This window comes from Streptomyces pyxinicus (genome assembly GCF_024753135.1).
Taxonomy (GTDB): Bacteria; Actinomycetota; Actinomycetes; order Streptomycetales; family Streptomycetaceae; genus Streptomyces; species Streptomyces pyxinicus.
Window position 1 is genome coordinate 88718 of record NZ_JANUGP010000026.1, and the last position, 18705, is coordinate 107422.

16 protein-coding genes are annotated in these 18705 nt (G+C 73.4%); 7 read left to right on the top strand and 9 right to left on the bottom strand.

All coding sequences use genetic code 11. The features are described from left to right. Positions 1-16: 16 nt before the first annotated feature. Genes murJ through NX794_RS27805 form a run of 5 tightly spaced genes read left to right on the top strand, consistent with a single transcriptional unit; the run spans position 17 to position 5393 of the window. Positions 17-1690: a murein biosynthesis integral membrane protein MurJ gene (gene murJ, locus NX794_RS27785; protein WP_258781900.1), complete on the top strand. Its 1674-nt coding sequence runs from the start codon at positions 17-19 to the stop codon at positions 1688-1690. Continuing rightward, positions 1674-2450: a polysaccharide deacetylase family protein gene (locus NX794_RS27790; RefSeq protein WP_258781902.1), complete on the top strand. Its 777-nt coding sequence runs from the start codon at positions 1674-1676 to the stop codon at positions 2448-2450. The genes murJ and NX794_RS27790 overlap by 17 nt, the downstream gene beginning before the upstream one ends. Beyond that, the gene (locus tag NX794_RS27795; RefSeq protein WP_258781903.1) at positions 2447-3607 is read left to right on the top strand and encodes a glycosyltransferase; all 1161 of its coding nucleotides are present in this window, start codon (positions 2447-2449) and stop codon (positions 3605-3607) included. The genes NX794_RS27790 and NX794_RS27795 overlap by 4 nt, the downstream gene beginning before the upstream one ends. After that, positions 3604-4251 (top strand): YveK family protein, encoded by a 648-nt coding sequence (locus NX794_RS27800; protein ID WP_258781906.1) that lies wholly within the window; start codon positions 3604-3606, stop codon positions 4249-4251. Before NX794_RS27795 ends, NX794_RS27800 begins: the two co-directional genes overlap by 4 nt. Then, a complete protein-coding gene (locus NX794_RS27805; RefSeq protein ID WP_258781908.1) occupies positions 4248-5393 on the top strand; it encodes a GNAT family N-acetyltransferase in 1146 nt (381 codons plus the stop codon). The genes NX794_RS27800 and NX794_RS27805 overlap by 4 nt, the downstream gene beginning before the upstream one ends. On the opposite strand, the gene NX794_RS27810 is transcribed toward NX794_RS27805, so the two are convergent. The 4 genes from NX794_RS27810 to NX794_RS27830 form a co-directional block, all read right to left on the bottom strand. Continuing rightward, positions 5390-6589: a glycoside hydrolase family 26 protein gene (locus tag NX794_RS27810; protein WP_258781909.1), complete on the bottom strand. Its 1200-nt coding sequence runs from the start codon at positions 6587-6589 to the stop codon at positions 5390-5392. The two genes, NX794_RS27805 and NX794_RS27810, sit on opposite strands and share 4 nt — an antisense overlap. A 197-nt stretch (positions 6590-6786) precedes the next feature. Beyond that, positions 6787-7584, bottom strand: a complete 798-nt coding sequence (locus NX794_RS35960) for a chaplin family protein (RefSeq protein WP_309506038.1) — start codon at positions 7582-7584, stop codon at positions 6787-6789. Positions 7585-7701: 117 nt separating this feature from the next. Then, entirely contained in the window at positions 7702-7929 is a 228-nt protein-coding gene (locus NX794_RS27825; protein WP_258781911.1) for a chaplin, read from the bottom strand. Positions 7930-8172: 243 nt separating this feature from the next. Beyond that, complete coding sequence (locus NX794_RS27830; RefSeq protein ID WP_258781912.1) at positions 8173-8571, bottom strand: rodlin; 399 nt, start codon at positions 8569-8571, stop codon at positions 8173-8175. Positions 8572-8817: 246 nt separating this feature from the next. Between NX794_RS27830 and NX794_RS27835 the strand changes: the two genes are divergently transcribed. Beyond that, complete coding sequence (locus NX794_RS27835; protein WP_258781914.1) at positions 8818-9222, top strand: rodlin; 405 nt, start codon at positions 8818-8820, stop codon at positions 9220-9222. Between the two features lie 76 nt (positions 9223-9298). Here the strand turns inward: NX794_RS27835 and NX794_RS27840 are convergent, their stop codons facing one another. From NX794_RS27840 to NX794_RS27850, 3 genes are all read right to left on the bottom strand, one after another. Next, positions 9299-11218: an AMP-dependent synthetase/ligase gene (locus NX794_RS27840; RefSeq protein WP_258781916.1), complete on the bottom strand. Its 1920-nt coding sequence runs from the start codon at positions 11216-11218 to the stop codon at positions 9299-9301. 107 nt (positions 11219-11325) lie between these two features. Continuing rightward, positions 11326-12180, bottom strand: a complete 855-nt coding sequence (locus tag NX794_RS27845; RefSeq protein ID WP_258781917.1) for an ABC transporter permease — start codon at positions 12178-12180, stop codon at positions 11326-11328. Then, the gene (locus NX794_RS27850) at positions 12177-14831 is read right to left on the bottom strand and encodes a CocE/NonD family hydrolase (RefSeq protein WP_258781919.1); all 2655 of its coding nucleotides are present in this window, start codon (positions 14829-14831) and stop codon (positions 12177-12179) included. The genes NX794_RS27845 and NX794_RS27850 overlap by 4 nt, the downstream gene beginning before the upstream one ends. A gap of 117 nt (positions 14832-14948) precedes the next feature. On the opposite strand from NX794_RS27850, the gene NX794_RS27855 reads away from it, so the two are divergent. Further along, positions 14949-15362 carry a GNAT family N-acetyltransferase gene (locus NX794_RS27855; RefSeq protein WP_258781921.1) on the top strand — a complete coding sequence of 138 codons (414 nt, stop codon included), beginning with the start codon at positions 14949-14951 and terminating at the stop codon, positions 15360-15362. 4 nt (positions 15363-15366) lie between these two features. Here the strand turns inward: NX794_RS27855 and NX794_RS27860 are convergent, their stop codons facing one another. Continuing rightward, the gene (locus tag NX794_RS27860) at positions 15367-16800 is read right to left on the bottom strand and encodes an APC family permease (protein WP_258781923.1); all 1434 of its coding nucleotides are present in this window, start codon (positions 16798-16800) and stop codon (positions 15367-15369) included. A gap of 387 nt (positions 16801-17187) precedes the next feature. Beyond that, positions 17188-18690 (bottom strand): CoA-acylating methylmalonate-semialdehyde dehydrogenase, encoded by a 1503-nt coding sequence (gene mmsA, locus NX794_RS27865; protein WP_258781924.1) that lies wholly within the window; start codon positions 18688-18690, stop codon positions 17188-17190. Between the last annotated feature and the right edge of the window lie 15 nt (positions 18691-18705).

An 18705-nucleotide genomic window follows, 5' to 3' on the forward strand; every position in this document is an offset into this window, starting at 1 on the left:
CCCGCGGACGGCCGGCATGACCGACTCGACGGCCGGTACGGCCCCGCAGCAGACGACCGGAACGACCAGCGTCCCGGAGCCGGCAGCCGCCTCCGCGGGCACCCCTCCGCCCCCCGCCGAACACGCCCCGCCCACCGGCCGTTTCCTCGCACGGGCCACCCTGCTCACGGCGTCCCTCTCGGTCGCGGCGGCGCTGCTGGGGCTGGTGCGGGACCAGTCGCTGGCCAGGCTGTTCGGGGCCGGACGGGACACGGACGCGTTCCTGGTGGCCTGGACCGTGCCGGAGTTCGCGGCGACCCTGCTGATCGAGGACGGGCTGGCGTTCGCGCTGATCCCGGCGTTCAGCATGGCCCTGGCCCGGCGGGCGCGGGGAGACGGAGGGGACCCGGTGCGGTCGCTGGTCGCGGGCACGCTGCCCCGGCTGGCCCTCGGGTTCGCGGCGGTGGGCGCACTGCTCGCGCTGGCCGCGCCGCAGTTCGTGGAGGCGCTGGCGCCGGGCCTGCCCGATCCGCGCCCGGCCGTGGACTGCACCCGGATCACCGCGACGTGCGTGGTCAGCTTCGGTCTGGCCGGCTACTGCAGCGCGGTCCTGCGGGCGCACCGCCGCTTCCTCGCGCCGGCCGGGATCTACATCGCCTACAACGTCGGCATCATCACCGCGATGTACACCCTCGGCGGACGCTGGGGGGTGCGCTCGGCGGCGGTCGGGGTCGCGGCGGGCGGTGTGCTGATGGTCGCCGTACAACTGCCGTCGCTGGTGCGGGAGCTGAGGCGGCGACCGGCCGCTGAGGCGGCGGGGACGCGGGCGGCGGCGGGGCCCCTCGACGCGCCGCTGCTGGCCACCGTGCTGCTGTTCGCGCTGTGCCGGCAGTCGCAGGTGCTCATCGAGCGGTTCCTCGCCTCCACGCTGCCCGCCGGGGCGATCTCACACCTGAACTACGCCCAGAAGGTCGCGCAGATCCCGATGACCCTGTCGATGATGCTCTGCACGATCACCTTCCCGGTGGTCGCGCGGGCGCTGGCCGAGGGCGACACCGAGCGGGCCCGGGACCGGGTGGAACGCGACCTCGTCCTGGCCGGCGCCCTCGTGCTGCTCGGCGCGGCGGCGGTGGTGGCCTGTGCCCCGCAGCTGATCGGGCTGCTGTTCCAGCGGGGCGCGTTCACGGCCGGCGACACCGCGGCCACCGCCGGCGTGATGCGGGTCTACGCGCTCGGACTGCTCGGCCAGACCCTGACCGGTGTGCTGGTCCGCTCCTACTTCTCGGCGGGCCGCGCCACCTGGTACCCGGTCGCCGCGATGGCCGCCGGGATCGCCGCCACCTCCTGGATCGGCGCCGCGACCGTCGGCCCCTGGGGCGTCACCGGGATCGCCGCCGCCAACGCCACCGGCATCACCCTCACCGCCGTCCTGCTGCTCGCCGGGATGCGGCGCCGCAGCGTGCCCGTCCGCACCCGGCGGCTGCTGGGCGAGCTGAGCCGGCCGCTGCGGGCGGCCCTGGTCGCCGCCCCGGCCGGTGCCCTGGTCGCCGGGCTGCCCGGGTCGCCGCTCGCCGAGCTGGCCGCCGGCGGCACCACGGTGACCGTGGTGTTCGTCCTGCTCGGCCGGGCCCTGGGCGCCCGGGAGTTCGCGCCCGCGCTCCGTCTCGTACGCACCCACACGCGAAGGCTCGTGCATGCCGTACTCCGTTGAGTCCGTCTCCCCCGCCCGCGCCGGCGCCCCGGCCCCCGCCGGGCCCGGCCCCGTCCCGTGGATCGCCATGTACCACTCGGTCGGCGACCGCTCCCCGGACCCGTACCGGATCACCGTCACCCCCGAGCGCCTGGACCGGCAGTTGCGCTGGCTCGCGCGGCGGGGGCTGCGCGGGGTCTCGGTGGCCGAACTCCTCGCAGCCCGCACCCGGGGGGAGGGCCGGGACCTGGTGGGCCTGACCTTCGACGACGGGTACGCCGACTTCGTGGACCACGCCCTGCCGGTGCTGGCCCGCAGAGGCTGCACGGCCACCCTGTTCGTGCTGCCGGGCCGGCTCGGCGGCGACAACGCCTGGGACCCGCTCGGCCCGCGCAAGCCGCTGCTGACCGCCGACGGCATCCGGCGCGCGAGGGACGCCGGGATGGAGATCGGCTCGCACGGCCTCACCCACGTGGACCTCACCCGGGCCGACGACACCCGGCTCACCGCCGAGATCACCGAGAGCCGCGCCTTGCTGGAGGAGCTGACCGGCGGCCCGGTCGCCGGGTTCTGCTACCCGTACGGCACGGTCGACCGGCGCGCGATGGACGCCGTGCGGGACGCCGGGTACGGCTATGGCTGCGCCATCGACCCCGGCGCCCTGAACGGCCCGCTGGTGCTGCCGCGCGTGCACGTCGGGCAGAACGACGGCGCGGGGCGGCTGTTCCTCAAGCACCGGCTGCACCGGTGGCGCCGGCAACCCGTGGCGGGGCTGCGGTGAAGGCCCTGCACATCATCACCGGGCTCGGTGTGGGCGGCGCCGAGCAGCAGCTGCGGCTGCTGCTGCGGCACCTGCCGGTGACCTGCGACGTGGTCACGCTGACCAACCCCGGGCCGGTGGCCGAGGGGCTGACGGCCGACGGGGTGCGGGTGACGCACCTGGGCATGGCCGGCAACCGGGACCTGACCGCGCTGCCCCGGCTGGTCCGGCTGATCCGGCGCGGCCGCTACGACCTCGTGCACACCCACCTCTACCGGGCCTGCCTCTACGGCCGGATCGCCGCCCGGCTCGCCGGGGTTCGCGCGGTCGTCGCCACCGAACACTCCCTGGGCGACGCGCAGCTGGAGGGCCGCCCGCTCACCAGAGGCGTGCGCGGCCTGTACCTGCTGGGCGAGCGGCTCGGCCGGTCCACCGTCGCCGTCTCCCCCACGGTCGCCGCGCGGCTGGCCCGCTGGGGCGTCCCCGAGCCCCGGATCACGGTCGTACCCAACGGCATCGACCTCACCCGGTTCGCCCACGACCCGGCGGTCCGGCAGCGCACGCGCGCCCGACTCGGCCTGCCCGAAGACGCGTTCGTCATCGGCGGCATCGGCAGACTCGCCCCCGGCAAGCGCTTCGACGTCCTGATCGACGCCCTCGCCCGCCTCCCCGCCGACTGCCGGCTGCTGCTGGTCGGCGGCGGCCCCGAGGAATCGGCGCTGCGGCGGGCCGCGCGGCGGGCGGAGGTCGAGGACCGGGTGCTGTTCGCCGGGGAACGGCCGTACCTGCCCGACGGCACGCCCGGCCCCGACCTGCCCGCGCTGACCACGGCGATGGACGTCCTGGCCGCCCCCTCCCCCGAGGAGGCGTTCGGTCTCGCGGTCGTCGAGGCCCTCGCGGCCGGGCTGCCGGTGCGCTACACCTCCTGCCCGGCACTCCAGGACCTGCCCGCCGAGGCCGCCCCGGACGCCGTACGCGTCCCGTGCGAACCCGGCGCCTACGCCCACGCGCTCGCCGGCGTCCGCGCCGCCGGACCCGGCCCGCGCACCGCCCCCGAGGCCGCCCGCCACTACTGCGTCACCCGCAGCGCCGCCCGGCTCATGGACGTCTACCGGGCCGCGCTCGCCCCCGCCACCCCACCCCGAGCCCCGATCCAGCAGGGAGCAAGCCCGTCATGACCGACACCCCTCCCCGGCGCCCCCGCGCCGCCCGTCTGCGCACGCTGCCCGCCTGGTCGCTGGTGGCGGCCGGGACCCTCGCCGGCGGACTGCTCGGCGGCGCGTACGGCGCCCTGAAGCCCGCCACGTACACGGCGACCAGCTATGTCGTCGCCGTCCCCACCGAGAAGTCCGACACCGCCACCGCGCTGGGCTTCGCCCAGGCCTACGGCCGGGTCGCCACCCAGCTCGCGGTGCTCGCCGACGCCCAGGTGTGGGCCGGGGTGCCGGTGGCCACGCTGCGCGCCGACGTGCGCACCGCGACCTCGCCGGACGCCCCGATGGTCGCCGTGTCCGCCACCTCGGACCGCCCGGACCGGGCCGCCGACATGGCCAACGCGGTCGCCCGCGCGCTCACCCGGCACGCCGACGACACCGAGTCCGCCACGCACGTCCAGCTCCTCCAGTTCTCCCGGGCGGTCAAGCCCACCGGTCCCTCCTCCCCCTCCCCCACGCTGACCGGCCTGGTCGGGGCGAGCGGGGGCGGCCTGCTCGGCGGGCTCGCGCTGCTGGTCCGGCCCCGGCGCCGGACCGAGGAGGAGAGCCCGCGGCCCGCCTCGGTGCCCGGCCCGGCCCTCGCCGCCGAAGCCCACGGCCAGCTGTGACGGCGACCTGCGCGGCACGCACCGCGACCCGCACCCGGCCCGCCCTCACCACCGAACTCGTCACCGACGAGACCGCCTTCGCCCGGCTCGGGCCCGCCTGGGACCGGCTGCACGCCCGCTGTGCCCGCGCGACCCCGTTCCAGAGCCACGCCTGGCTGCACTCGTGGTGGCTGTCGTACGGCAGACCCGGCCGGCTGCGGCTGCTGCTGGTGCGCTCGGACGGCGAACTCGTGGCCGTGGCCCCGCTGATGCTGGCGCACCGGCCGCTGCCCGCGCTGGTCCCGCTGGGCGGCGCGATCTCCGACTACACCGACCTGCTGCTGGACGACGCCGACGACGGCCGGGCGGCCCGCGCCCTCGCCGACGCCCTCGCGGACACGGCCCGCGGCGCGCTGATCGACCTGCGCGAGGTACGGCCGGGCGGCGCGGCGGAGCGGGTCTACGACCGCTGGCGCGGGCCGCGCCGGGACATCCCCGACTCGGTGTGCCTGGAACTGCCGGCCGCTCCCATGGACGAACTGGTGTCCCGGCTGCCGTCCGCCAAGGCCCAGCAGCGGGCGCGGGCCAAGCTGCGCAAGCTGACCGCGCTGGGCGTCGAGCGGCGCGCGGTCCCCGCCTCGGAGGCGGGTGCGGCCGTGGACCGGCTGCTGGAGCTGCACCGGCTCCAGTGGCAGGGCCGCAAGGTGACCTCCGAGCACCTCACGGCCCGGTTCCGGGCGCATCTGGTGCGGGCGGCCGGCCCGATGGTGCGGGCCGGGAACGCGGTGGTCACCGAGTTCCGGATGGACGGCGAGGTGGTGGCCGTCGATCTGACCCTGCTCTCCGCCCAACTGGCCGGCGGCTACCTCTACGGCGCCCATCCCGATCTGCGCCGGCGCAAGGCGGACGTGGCGGTGATGCTGCTGGACGCGTGCGCCGAGCACGCCGTGCGGGCCGGTGCGGGCGGCCGGGGCACGCTGAGTCTGCTGCGCGGGGACGAGCCGTACAAGCGGCACTGGCGGCCCGAGGCGGTCGCCAACCGGCGGCTGCTGCTGGCCCGGCGGCGCACCGCCCCGCTGCTGACGGCCGCGCTGTGCGACGCGGCCGCCCGGCAGCGGGGCAGGGAGGTACTGCGCCGGTGGCGGGAGCGGGACCGGGATTAACGGTTCCTCGACCACCAGTCGAGCCGGACGCAGAGCTTTCCGCCGAGCCAGTGCTCGACCCAGTCGCCCAGCTCCAGCGGCGAGCAGTTGGCCGGGGGCTGGGTGACCGGCGTGGGGGTGGGGGTGGGGGTGGGGGTCGGCGTCGGCTCTTCGGTGCGGCCGTACAGGGCCGTCCGGTAGAGCTGCGCGGAGCGGGGGTTGCCGGCGCACTGCCAGACGCCGTGCGGGCAGTAGTCGGTGAGCGTGTTGTACAGCGGCCGGTGCTCGTCGATCCAGGCGAGCATCCGCTTCATGTACTCGGCGTTGTCGCCGTTGCGGAAGAGGCCCCACTCCGGGTACGAGACGGGCTTGCCGTGGGCCTTCGCGAAGTCCACGTGCTGCTGGAGGCCGTAGGGCTCCGTCACCTGCTGGTCGAAGGAGATCCCGGCCGGCTGGTCGTAGGAGTCCATGCCGATGATGTCGACCGTGTCGTCACCGGGGTAGCACTCGGTCCAGGGCACGGCGTCCCGGCCGCGGCTCGGGCTGAAGTCGAACCGGAACCGCTGGCCCGGCACCGCGCGCATGGTGGTGACGATCCGCTTCCAGTACGTCTTCCAGGCCGCCGGGTCCGGACCGCAGCGGTGCGTGTAGGTGGTGCCGTTCATCTCCCAGCCGAGCACGATCACCGTGTCCGGCACGTTCAGCGCGACCAGCCGTTCGGCAAGGGCCCGGAAGTGCTGGTCGAAGGCGCCGGCCGCGGCCTGCCGCAGCAGCAGCCGCACCTGGGAGTCGGACAGGTGCTCCTCGTTGCGCTCCTGCATCGGCACGTTGAGCACCAGCGTGCGGTCGAACTTCTCCAGCCGCCAGTGCGCCCAGACGTCCAGGAAGCCGGGCGGCCCCTCGATGTCCCGCCAGCGACCGCCGGGCAGATAGGTGTGGGCGACCTTCAGCTCGGTCCCGCCCAGCCACTGGCTCAGCTCGGCCATGCGCGCCACGCCGAGCGGCCCGGAGTCGAGAAAGGCCCCGAAGGGCGGGAGGGGCGGGGCGGTCGGGGAAACCGAGGGTGCCGGTGTCGTCGCGGGCGCCGCCGTCGGTGCGGGAGTGGGCGGGTCGGTGTTCCGGGCCACTCCCACCGCGGACCCCGGCCCGGCCGCCAGAACGACCGCCGCGACGGCCGCCGCCGCGAGCACGGTCATCCGTCGCCGCTGTGCAGCCATGCCTGCTCCTCTCCACATACTTCTCGTCGGCTCTCTCCTGCCTCCTCTGCTATTGACACACCGTCACATCAATATGGACGCCGCCCGCCCGGTTACGACTTTCAGGTACGCCCGAACCGCCGCACGGCCGAACGGACGGCACCGGAAAACACGCGACCGCCACCGCCGGTACGGCGGTGGCGGTCGGCGGACCTGATCTAGCGGTGGGTGCTGGACGACCTGCCCCGGCGGTACAGGACGGCACCGGCCGTGATCAGCGCGGCACTGGCCGCCGAGGTCGCGAGCATGGCCCGGGAGTCACTGCCCGTGTGCGGCAGGCTGGGCGGCGGCTTCGGATGCTCGTGCTCACCACCACCGGGAGGCGGGGTCTCCTCACCGCCGTACGGGGGCGGGGTCGACTCCTCACCGCCATACGGGGGCGGAGTCGTCTTGTCGCCGGACGGAGACGGAGTGGTCGTCTCCTCACCACCGTAGGGAGGCGGGGTCGACTCCTCCCCTCCGTACGCGGGCGGGGTGGTCTTCTCGTCACCGCCGTACGCGGGGGGAGTCGTCTTCTCCTCGCCCCCATACGCGGGCGGAGTCGTCTTCTCCTCACCGCCATACGCCGGCGGAGTCGTCCGCTCGGTAGTGTGCGCCGGCGGGGTGTCGTCGTCGCCGTAGCCGCCGGAATGGCCGGCCGGGCTGGACGCGGACGGGCCGCCGTGGCCGGAGTCGTCAGCGCCGTACGAGCCGGTGCCGGTGTGGACCTCGTGATTGGCGCACGAGTTGGCGAAGGCCGGGTTCAGCAGGGCCGCCGCGTCCACGGAGTTGCCGCAGACGTTGACCGGCACGTTCACCGGGACCTCGACGTTGTTGCCGGAGAGCACACCGGCCGAGCCCTGGGCGGCGCCCTGCGCGCCCGTGTCGGCGAGCGCGGTGCCGCCGTACAAGGAGAGCACGCCCGTCGCCGCCGCCGCGGCGGCCACGACCATGCCCTTGCTGAGGGTCTGACGCAATGTCGTCGTCTTCCTGCTCGCAGAAGTGGGACGGCCGGCCTCGGAACGAAGAATGGGTCATTCGACGATCCGGGCCGGCCAGGACACCGCCGGTGGCTGGTGCGTGGTGGCGCGTCCTCAGTCGTTGACGCAGGTGTTGCCGAAGGCCGGGTTCAGCAGGCCGATGATGTCGACGGTGTTGCCGCAGATGTTGATCGGCACGTGGACCGGGATCTGGACGACGTTGCCGGACAGGACGCCCGGGGAACCGACAGCCGCACCCTCGGCACCGGCGTCGGCGAAGGCCGGGGCGGCCATGCCCATGGCCAGGATGGCACCGGCGACGACAGCAACGCTCTTCTTCATGAAAGTTCCCTTCCTTGGGGTCATGCCCCGATGACGGCCATAACCGTGTGAGCACGACGTGAACGGTCGTGGCACGGAACGAGAGATAGACGGAAAGCGCTTCGATAGAACGTGAACTGAGTGATAATCACTCGATCGCACGGTTTCCTCACGCGACATCCGCTCGCACCGCGTCCGGTGAAAAAAGGGGCCCGAGCAGTCCGCGAGACGATGCGGCGGACTGCCCGGGCCGGCCGAAACGGCTCAGCCTTCGCCGTTGGCCGAGAGAACCGAGAGGTCCTCCAGGACGTGCGAGATGGCACCGTCCCGCTTGGCGTTCGTGGAGTTGTCGGAGCACTGCTGCTGCAGGTGGTCCGACAGGATCGGGAGGTCCTGAACGGTGACGCCGATGAGCACGTCGACGGCGACGTCGACGTCCTGGATACCGACACACGGCTTGTTCAGGCTGCCCTGGACCAGCGAGAGCTGCGGGCTCATGTCGCCCCGGGTCGCCGAGTTGCCGAACGACGACACGGCGCCGTTGCCATTCGCGACGGTCGGTCCGTCGTCGTTGCCGATGGCAAGCGCCTGCGGCGCGGCCGCCACCGCCATTCCCACGACAGAAGCGGCGGTCGCGGCGGCGACCATTGCCTTCTTGAGCACTTCGCGTTCCTTTCCTCGTAGCGACGCATGCCCTACGGCGAGATAAACCCGGCCCACCGGGAATGGTTGCGGCCATTCACCCGGTTGGCCGCAGGGCCCTCTGACGGGCCCGGAAATCGGCAAGTCGGACAAGCGCACCACCAGCCCGCGGCATCGTCCGAGGGAGTGAACGGGAGAAACCACAAGGGGCCGAAGGAGTTGACCAGAGAGCTCCGGTGACGGGGTTTCCTCAGAAAGGACAGGCCAGTGATCAAGAAGTTTGTTGCGACTGCGGTTGTCGCCGCTTCCGCCATCGGCGCCTCCGCTGCCGCGGCACCGCAGGCGCTGGCGATCGGCAACGACGACGGCCCGACCGTCGCCAACGGGAACGCGGGCTGGCAGAGCTACGGCAACTCGGCCACGTACGGGAACATGAGCCCCCAGATCGCGCTGATCCAGGGCTCGTTCAACAAGCCGTGCATCGCCCTGAACGACATTCCGATCGGCGTCGGCGCGCTCATCGGTGTCAACGTCCAGGACATCCCGATCCTCTCGGACCACATGCAGCAGCAGTGCACCGAGAACTCCTCCAACGTCAAGCGGGACGGCGCGCTGGCGCACCTGCTGGAGGACGTGTCGATCCTGTCGGCGAACGGCGAGTCGGGCAGCTGATCCGAGGGTTCCGGGGAGCGGGTCGCCGGCTGGTCCGGCGGCCCGCTCTCGCGTGTCCGGGGCCGGCTCCTCCGGTTCAGCGGCGGTACAGCTCCTCGATCCGGTCCGCGTAGGCGGCGGTCACCGCGTGCCGCTTCACCTTCAGCGAGGGCGTCAGCAGCCCGTTCTCCTCGGTGAACTCGCCCTCCACCAGGGCGAACGCCCGGATGGACTCGGCGCGGGAGACGGCCGCGTTGGCGTGGTCGACCGCCTTCTGCACGTCCGCCCGCAGCCTTTCGTCGCGCAGCAGTTCGGCGAGGGGGGTGTCCGCGGGCAGCTTGCGGACGGTCAGCCAGTGGGCCAGCGCCTCCGGGTCGAGGGTGATCAGGGCGGCGACGAAGGGCCGGTTGTCGCCGACGACCACGCACTGCCCGACGGGCGCCCGGCCGCGCAGCCGGTCCTCCAGGACGGCCGGGGAGACGTTCTTGCCGCCGGAGGTGACGAGGATGTCCTTCTTGCGGCCGGTGATGGTGAGGTAGCCGTCCTGGTCGAGGGCGCCGAGGTCGCCGGTGGCGAACCAGCCGTCGCTGAGGGCGGCCTCGGTGGCGGCCGGGTCGTTCCAGTACGCCCCGAAGACCACCGGGCCCCTGATCAGCACCTCCCCGTCGTCGGCGACGCGCACCGAGACACCGGGTATGGGCAGGCCGACCGTGCCGGGGCGGGGGGCCAGCGGGGGTACGAGGGTGGCCGCGGCGCTGGTCTCGGTGAGGCCGTAGCCCTCGTAGACGACGATCCCGGCGGCGTGGAAGAACAGGTTGAGGTCGCGGTCGAGCGGGGAGCCGCCGCTGATGGCGTAGCGCAGCCGGCCGCCCAGTTCCCGCCGGATGCGCCGGTAGACCAGCAGGTCGTACAGGGCCCAGGCGGCGTAGAGGCCGGGTCCCGGGCCTTTTCCGGTGCCGGGGAACTTCTGCAGGTGGGCCTCGGCGAAACGGACGGCGATCCGCTCGGCCCGGTCGAAGGAGGCGGCCCGGCCGAGCCTCTCGGCGGTGGCGCGTCCGGTGTCGTGGATCTTCTCGAAGAGGTACGGCACCCCGACCAGGAAGGTGGGCCGGAACTCCTTGAGCGCGGGCCGCAGTTCGTCGGGCTTGACGCTCGGGAAGTGGCCGGTCTCGATGCGGGCCAGCAGACAGGCCAGTTGGAGGGTGCGGCCGAGGATGTGGGCGAGCGGCAGGAAGAGCAGGGTGGACGCCTGCTGCCCGGTGACGGCCTGGAAGACCGGGTGCAGGAGTTCGACGGTGTTGGCGGCCTCGGCGTGCAGGTTGGCGTGGGTGAGGACGCAGCCCTTGGGCCGGCCGGTGGTGCCGGAGGTGTAGCAGAGGGTGGCGACGGTGTCGGGGGTCAGGGCGCCTCGGCGCTTGGCGAGTTCGTCGTCCCCCACCTCCCGGCCGAGGGCGGCGAGATCGCGGAGGGCGCCTTCGTCGAGCTGCCACAGGCGCGGGGGGTTGCGGTGGCCGGCGGTGCCGGTGGTGACGGTGGCGGCGTTCTCGGTGGTCTCGGCGACGGCGAACCGGGCGCCGGAGTCGCGGACGATCCAGTCGACCTGGGCGGCGGAGGAGGTCGGGTAGAGGGGCACGGACTGGCCGCCGGCCGCCCAGATCGCGAAGTCCAGGACGGTCCACTCGTAGCGGGTGCGGGACATCACGGCGACCCGGCCGCCGGGTTCCAGGCCGGCGGCGATCAGTCCCTTGGCGACGGCGGTGACCGCGGCGGCGAAGGCGGTGGCCGTGACCGGCCGCCAGGCGCCCCGCTCCCGGCGGCGCAGCAGGACCGCGTCCGGGGTCTCGGCCGCGTGCGCGAAGGGCAGGTCGGCGAGGGAGCCGGTGGTGAGCGGGGGCGCGAGGGGTGCCGCGCGGGCCTCGCGCACGGTGCCCGTGGCGTCCCGGACCAGCTCCACCTCGCCCCGGGCTGCCAGGTCGGTGCGCTGCCGTGCCCGTTTCAGATCCCTGCGTACGCCCATGACGGCTCCCGCTCGCGGCTCGTGCCCACAGGTCCTTACCGGAGCGTCAACTTACTCGTAAGTAAGGAAAGGTCAATGGGCCGGGACCGATTGGTGAGCGGTGGCGGTCAGGAGACGATGTCCTTGCGGGCGAAGCCCCGGAAGGCGAGGGCGGAGAGTATCAGGGCGTAGGTGACGGAGACGGCGGCGCCCTGGATCATGCCGGACCACTCCAGGTGGGGCTGGACGGCGTCGGCCCAGGCGAACTGCCAGTGCGCGGGGAGGAAGTCGCGCCAGTCGCCGAGGGCGGTGACGGCGTCCAGGACGTTGCCGACGATGGTCAGGCCGACCGCGCCGCCGACCGCGCCGAGCGGGGCGTCCGTCTTCGTGGACAGCCAGAACGCCAGCGCGGCGGTGACCAGTTGGGACACGAAGAGGTAGCCGACGGCGATCAGCAGCCGCTGGGCCGCGGTGCCGGTGTCGAGCGCGCCGCCGGTGGGGATCTGCAAGGGGCCCCAGCCGTAGGCGGCCGTGCCGACGGCGAGGGCCACGACCGGCAGCAGCACCATCGCGGCGAGGCTCATGCCGAGCGCGACGGCGAGCTTGGACCACAGCAGCCGGGCCCGGGGTACGGGGGCGGCCAGCAGATAGCGCAGCGAGGACCAGTTCGCCTCGGCGGCCACGGTGTCCCCGCAGAACAGGGCGACCGGGACGACCAGCAGGAAGCCCGCCGACACGAACAGGTTGACGGCGGCGAAGTTGGCGCCGGACGCGGTGGCCGTGTCCATCAGGCTGACCTGGCTGTTGCGGCCGCCGGGGTCGCCGCCGACGGCGAAGGCGATCAGCAGCACGACGGGCAGCAGGGCGAGGATCGCGCCCATGACCAGGGTGCGGCGGCGCTTGAGCTGGCGGATCAGCTCCACCCGCAGGGGCAGGGTGCGGCCCGCCCGGTAGCCGGAGGCGACCTCGGTGAGCGTGCTCATGCGGAACCTCCGATCAGGGTGAGGAAGGCGTCCTCCAGGCGGCGGTGCGGGCCGACCGAGGCGACCGGCACCGCGAGCCGGACCAGCTCCACGACCAGGACCTCGGCCGTGCCGCCCGCTTCGAGCCGGACCAGCAGTCCGTCCTCGGTGCGTACGGCGGAGGCGACGGCGGGCAGCGCGGCCACCTTCTCCACGACCGGCTCCTCGACGGGCGTGGCGGTGCCGATCAGCAGGGTGTCACCGGAGCCGACGATGTCCCGGACCGGACCGGCCTGGACGAGCCGGCCGCGGTCCATCACCACCAGGTGGGTGCAGGTCTGCTCCACCTCGGCGAGGAGGTGGCTGGAGACGATCACGGTGCGTCCGCCGGCCGCGTAGCGGATCATCACCTCGCGCATCTCGCGGATCTGGGGCGGGTCGAGGCCGTTGGTGGGCTCGTCCAGGATGAGCAGGTCGGGCAGGCCGAGCATGGCCTGGGCGATGGCGAGGCGCTGGCGCATGCCCTGGGAGTAGGTGCGCACCGCGCGGGCGAGCGCGTCGCCGAGTCCGGCGATCTGGAGCGCCTCGTCCAGGTGGGCGTCCTCGGGCGGGCGGCCGGTGGCCCGCCAGTACAGCTCCAGGTTCTCCCGGCCGGACAGGTGCGGCAGGAAGCCGGCGCCCTCGACGAAGGCGCCGACCCGGGAGAGCACGGAGGCGCCGGGCCGGATCACGTGCCCGAAGACGCGGATCTCGCCCGTGTCCGGGGTGATCAGGCCCATCAGCATGCGCAGGGTGGTGGTCTTGCCCGCGCCGTTGGGTCCGAGCAGGCCGAGCACCTGGCCCTTCTCGACGCGGAAGGACAGCTCGCGCACCGCGTACCGGTCGGTGGAGCGCACGTACCGCTTGCCGAGGCCGCTGATGACGAGCGGGACCTCGGTCAGGTCCGGGTCCGGCGCGGGGGCGGAGGTGCGGCGGCGGGCGGTGAGCAGCAGGGCGAGGGCGAGGGCCGCGCCGGCCGCCGGGAGCCACCACACCCAGGCGGGCAGGGCCGCCGCGGCCGTGGTGACGGCGGGCGCTGTCGGCACGCTCAGGTTCCCCTTGAGGGAGACGGTGTAGGTGGCCGGGGCCATCGGTGAGGCGTAGCCGAGGTCGGTGGAGGCGAGGACCAGGCGGAGCCGGTGGCCCTTCCGCACCTCGTGGTCGATGGCCGGGAGGGTGACGGTGACGTCCTTGCCCGCCTTGGCGCCGGTCACCCGGAACGGGGTGACGAGCTGGGCGGGCAGCACCTGCCCGGAGCCGTCGGGGCCGACGTCGTACACCTTGCCGAACAGGACGGCTTCGTCGCTGGTGGAGGTGAGGTGGACGGTGGCGGTGGGGGCGCCGGTGACGCGCAGGTCGCGGGTGAGGGGCGCGGAGTCGAAGTGCGCGTACTGGCCGGGGAAGTCGAGGGAGACGCCGGTGCCGAGCGCGGAGAGCTGGGACAGGGCGCCGGAGCCGGTGAGGCCGGGCAGTGCGGAGACGCCGGGCGGGCTGGCGCCGGCCGGGTTGGCGACGCGCTGCTCGCGGCCGGTGAGGGCGACGGACTCCCGGTGGCCGCGCAGGCCGGGGTACGCGTCGGCGGTCGCGCCGCGCAGCTGGGCGGCGCCGTCGGTGGAGTCGACGCCGCCGGTGCGGGTGACGCGGAAGGCCGGGCCGGTGGCGGTGTCCTCGTCGCCCTTCAGATACCGGTCGAACCAGGCGTGCACCCGGTTCTGCACGCGGCCGGTCTCCATGTCGCCGCCGTCGTGGCCGCCCGCGATCCAGTCGACGTCGACCGGGGCGCCGTTGGCCCGGATCGCCTTCGCCGCGGCGTCGGCCTGGTCGAGGGTGAACAGGGAGTCGGTCTGACCCTGCACCAGCAGTGTGGGCACCTTGATGGCGTCGCCGACGGCGGACGGCGAGCGCTCTTCCAGCAGCTTCCGGGCGGCCTGGTCCGGGGTGCCGGACGCGGCGACCCGGTCGTACATCCGGCACAGCGCGGGCTCGAAGCGGGCGCAGCCGCCGCCGGTGTTGAAGAAGATCCCGGTCCACAGCTTCTTGAAGACGCCGTTCGGGAAGAGGGCGTCCGCGAGGTTCCAGTAGGTGACGGCCGGGGCGATGGCGTCGATACGGGGGTCGTGTCCGGCCGCGAGCAGGGAGATCGCGCCGCCGTAGGAGCCGCCGGCCACGCCCACGCGCGGGTCGCCGGTCTTGTCGAGGCGGACCTCGGGGCGCCGGGCCAGCCAGTCGACGAGCCGGGAGACATCGGCGACCTCGGCCTTCGGGTCGTTGAGGCCGATCTTGCCGGTGGAGCGGCCGAAGCCGCGCGCGGACCAGGTCAGGACCGCGTATCCGTCCCGGGCGAGGTCCTGGGCCTGCTCGCGCAGGTCGGCCTTGCTGCCGCCGAAGCCGTGTGCCAGCAGCACGGCGGGGTGCCGGGCGCCGTCGGCCGGGGTGAAGAACGAGGTGTCCAGGCGGACGCCGTCGACCGCCATGACCCGCTCGTCGGCGCGCACCGCCGGGGCGTCGTCGGAGGCGACGGCCGCCGTCCACGTGCCGGCGCCGACGAGCACCACGACGGCGGCCGCCGCGGCGGCGAACCGGCGCGGTCGCCGCCGCAGCAGCCTGCGCAGCGCGGGCAGTCGAAGATCCATGGGTCAACGGTACGGGCCGGCACTGACAACCGGTGCGCCCGCGGGGCTGAACCCGCCGCCCTCCGTGAGGAGTAGGGGCGGGTGCCGGCGTACGGCAGCCGTGGTACGAAGGCCGTCATGGAGATTCGCCGGGCCACCACCGTCGCCGAGATCGCCGCCGCCGGGCCGCTGTTCGACCATCCGGCGCGTCCCGAGTGGGCGGGGCGGTTCCTGGCGGCGGACGGACACCATCTGTTCCTCGCCCGCACCGACGCCGCCGGGCCGCCCGTCGGCTTCGTCAGCGGTGTGGAGACCCTCCACCCCGACAAGGGCGCCGAGATGTTCCTGTACGAGCTGGCGGTCGCGGAGCCGTACCGGCGCCGTGGGATCGGGCGGGCGCTGGTGCTGCGGCTCGCCGCGCTGGCCCAGGAGCGGGGCTGCTACGGCATGTGGGTGGGGGTCGACGCCGGGAACGACGTCGCCCTCGCCGCGTACCGGAGTGCGGGCGGCGAGGACGACGGCAGGTGCACGGTGGTGACGTGGGCGTTCTGAGCGCTCAGGCCCGCGCCGGCCCGGCGGTCTCGGTGGGCTCGTCCTCGGGGATCGAGACCAGCCAGCGGGTGTCCTTGCGGGGGCGGAGGTAGAGGGCCCAGTAGAGGGTGGCGACGGCGGTGATGCCGCCGGTCCACAGCAGGTAGCCCGTCTCCTGCTGGGTGAGGATGTAGGCGAGGACGGCGATCAGCAGGACCGGCACCGCGGGCCACAGCGGCATCCGCCAGGCGGCGGTGTGCTTGTGGGAGCCGCGGCGGGACAGCAGGGCGGCGACCGCGACCAGCAGGTACATGCCGGTCACCGAGACGCCCGTGACGCCGTACAGGGTGTCCAGGTTGACGAAGCAGAGCAGCGCGCCGGGGACGCCGACGGCGAGGGTGGCGACCCAGGGGGAGCCGAAGCGGCCGAGCTTGGAGAAGACCCGGTTGACCGGGCCGGGCCAGGCCTTGTCGCGGGCGGAGGCGAACAGGACGCGGGAGTTCTGGATGACCATGACGATGCCCGCGTTGATGATGGCGAGGGCCACGCAGAGGCTGACGAAGGTGCCGACCGCGGAGTTGGACCAGGCGGTGACCATGGAGCTGATGTCACCGCCGGTCAGCTCCTTGAGGTCGCCCGCGCCCATGGTGATCGCGGCGACCGGCACCAGGATGATCACGGTGGAGATGGCGAGGGTGGCGAGCACCGTGCGGGCGACGTTGCGGCGCGGGTGCTCCAGCTCCTCGGAGAGGTAGACGGCGGTCGAGAAGCCCTGGGTGACGAAGAGGGCGATGGCGAGCCCGGAGACCACCAGCATCGCGGTGACGGTGTCGGTGTGGCCGTCGCCGCCGGCGACCTGCATGGAGACGAGGCTGCCGACGCCGCGGTGGCCGTGGGTGAAGCCGAGGAGGGCGACGACGCCGGCCGCGATGACCTCCAGGACCAGGAAGATGCCGGTGATCCAGGCGTTGGCGCGCAGGTCGAGCAGGCCGGCCAGGGTGGCGAGCAGCATCACGCCCGCGCCGGTCATCGACGGGTCGAGGTGCACGAGCGGGGCGAGGTAGTCGGCGGTGCCCATCGCGATGACGGGCGGCACGATCATGACGACCAGCAGGGAGAGCACGAAGACGAGCCAGCCCGCGAGGCGGCCGGCCATCGTCGACACCATGGCGTACTCGCCGCCCGCGCTGGGGATGAGGGTGCCCAGCTCCGAGTAGCAGAACGCCACGGCGATACAGAGGAGGGAGCCGATGGCGATCGTGAGGGCGGTGGCGGTGCCGAGGGAGCCGAAGAGGTCCGGGACGACCACGAAGAGGGTGGAGGCGGGCGTGACGCACGAGAGGGTCAGCAGGGTGCCGCCGACGACGCCGATGGATCGCTTGAGCTTCTGCGGACTCCCGGCGGCCCCCGAGGCGTCCATGAGAGGGGACGTCTCGACAGGGCGGAGCGTGTCGGTCATGCGGCGGTTCCGATCGACTGGTGCGAGTGAGGGGGTCCAGGAGCGTTATCGCCTCCGGCGGCTCGTCGTACGTTCCTGTCGTCCGCTCCCGGCGCTGCTTAGAGAACCCCGACGAAAACCACCACGTCAATGGCTGTTTACCTGCGGAATCCGCACCTCGACCGACCGGCGCTCGGCTTGAGTTTCCCAGGCCGTGACGCCCTATAGGTGCTTCCATCAAGCTTCAGGGGAATGTGACCATGCTTTCGAAGGCAATAACCGAAGAACCCCTTCGCCATCCGTTTCATCCCGCGTGAACGGGAATCGCAGCCAAGGTGTCAAAAAAATGTCAGGCCGTCCGGAGTCCGGACGGCCTGACGGGTGCCGGAGGTGACCTCCGGGTGACGCTCAGTGGTTGCGCGGGAAGCCCAGGTCCACACCGGTGGGGGCGTCGGCCGGGTCGGGCCAGCGGGTGGTGATCACCTTGCCGCGGGTGTAGAAGTGCGTGCCGTCGTTGCCGTAGACGTGGTGGTCGCCGAAGAGGGAGTCCTTCCAGCCGCCGAAGCTGTGGTAGCCCACGGGGACCGGGATCGGGACGTTCACGCCGACCATGCCCGCCTCGATCTCCAGCTGGAAGCGGCGGGCCGCGCCGCCGTCCCGGGTGAAGATCGCGGTGCCGTTGCCGAACGGCGAGGCGTTGATGAGCGCCACACCCTCCTCGTAGGTGTCCACGCGCAGCACGCACAGCACCGGGCCGAAGATCTCGTCCTGGTAGGCCTTGGCTGTGGTCGGCACCTTGTCCAGCAGCGAGATGCCGATCCAGTTGCCGTCCTCGAAGCCCTCGACGATGTGACCGGTGCCGTCCAGGACCACCTCGGCGCCCTCGGCGGCGGCGCCCGTGACGTAGGAGGCCACCTTGTCGCGGTGCGCGGCGGTGATCAGCGGGCCCATCTCGGACGCCGGGTCGTTGCCCGGACCGATCTTGATCTGCTCGGCGCGCTCGCGGATCTTCGCCACCAGCTCGTCGCCGATCGCGCCCACCGCCACGACCGCCGAGATGGCCATGCAGCGCTCGCCCGCCGAGCCGTAGGCGGCGGAGACGGCCGCGTCGGCGGCGGCGTCCAGGTCGGCGTCCGGCAGCACCAGCATGTGGTTCTTGGCGCCGCCGAGGGCCTGCACCCGCTTGCCGTTGGCCGAGGCGGTGGTGTGGATGTAGCGGGCGATCGGGGTCGAGCCGACGAAGGAGACGGCCTTGACGTCCGGATGCTCCAGCAGCCGGTCCACGGCCGTCTTGTCGCCGTGCACCACGTTGAACACGCCGTCGGGCAGGCCGGCCTCGGCCAGCAGCTCGGCGATGCGCAGCGAGGCCGACGGGTCCTTCTCGCTCGGCTTGAGCACGAAGGTGTTGCCGGTCGCGATGGCGATCGGGAACATCCACATCGGGACCATCGCCGGGAAGTTGAACGGCGTGATGCCCGCGACCACGCCGAGCGGCTGGCGGATCGCGGCCACGTCGACGCGGCTGGCGACCTGGGTGGACAGCTCGCCCTTGAGCTGCACGTTGATCCCGCAGGCCAGGTCCACGATCTCCAGGCCGCGCGCGACCTCGCCGAGCGCGTCGGAGTGCACCTTGCCGTGCTCGGCGGTGATCAGCTCGGCGATCTCGTCGCGGTGGGCGTCCAGCAGCGCCCGGAACCTGAAGAGGATGGTGGTGCGCTGCGCCAGCGAGGACTGGCCCCAGGCCGCGAAGGCGTCCTTGGCCGCCGCGACGGCCTGGTCCACCTCCTCGACCGAGGCGAACGCCACCTTGGTGGTGACCGCGCCGGTCGCCGGGTCGGTGACCGGCCCGTACGTACCCGACGCGCCTTCGACGGTCTTGCCGCCGATCCAGTGGTTGACGATCTTCGTCATGCCCAGATACTCCTT

What these genes read in the sequence shown, in the direction of transcription:
- murJ (WP_258781900.1), top strand. Translation starts at nt 17, where the DNA reads ATGACCGACTCGACGGCCGGTACGGCCCCGCAGCAGACGACCGGAACG.
- NX794_RS27790 (WP_258781902.1), top strand. Translation starts at nt 1,674, where the DNA reads ATGCCGTACTCCGTTGAGTCCGTCTCCCCCGCCCGCGCCGGCGCCCCG.
- NX794_RS27800 (WP_258781906.1), top strand. Translation starts at nt 3,604, where the DNA reads ATGACCGACACCCCTCCCCGGCGCCCCCGCGCCGCCCGTCTGCGCACG.
- NX794_RS27810 (WP_258781909.1), bottom strand. Translation starts at nt 6,589, where the DNA reads ATGGCTGCACAGCGGCGACGGATGACCGTGCTCGCGGCGGCGGCCGTC.
- NX794_RS27825 (WP_258781911.1), bottom strand. Translation starts at nt 7,929, where the DNA reads ATGAAGAAGAGCGTTGCTGTCGTCGCCGGTGCCATCCTGGCCATGGGC.
- NX794_RS27840 (WP_258781916.1), bottom strand. Translation starts at nt 11,218, where the DNA reads ATGGGCGTACGCAGGGATCTGAAACGGGCACGGCAGCGCACCGACCTG.
- NX794_RS27845 (WP_258781917.1), bottom strand. Translation starts at nt 12,180, where the DNA reads ATGAGCACGCTCACCGAGGTCGCCTCCGGCTACCGGGCGGGCCGCACC.
- NX794_RS27850 (WP_258781919.1), bottom strand. Translation starts at nt 14,831, where the DNA reads ATGGATCTTCGACTGCCCGCGCTGCGCAGGCTGCTGCGGCGGCGACCG.
- NX794_RS27855 (WP_258781921.1), top strand. Translation starts at nt 14,949, where the DNA reads ATGGAGATTCGCCGGGCCACCACCGTCGCCGAGATCGCCGCCGCCGGG.
- NX794_RS27860 (WP_258781923.1), bottom strand. Translation starts at nt 16,800, where the DNA reads ATGACCGACACGCTCCGCCCTGTCGAGACGTCCCCTCTCATGGACGCC.
- mmsA (WP_258781924.1), bottom strand. Translation starts at nt 18,690, where the DNA reads ATGACGAAGATCGTCAACCACTGGATCGGCGGCAAGACCGTCGAAGGC.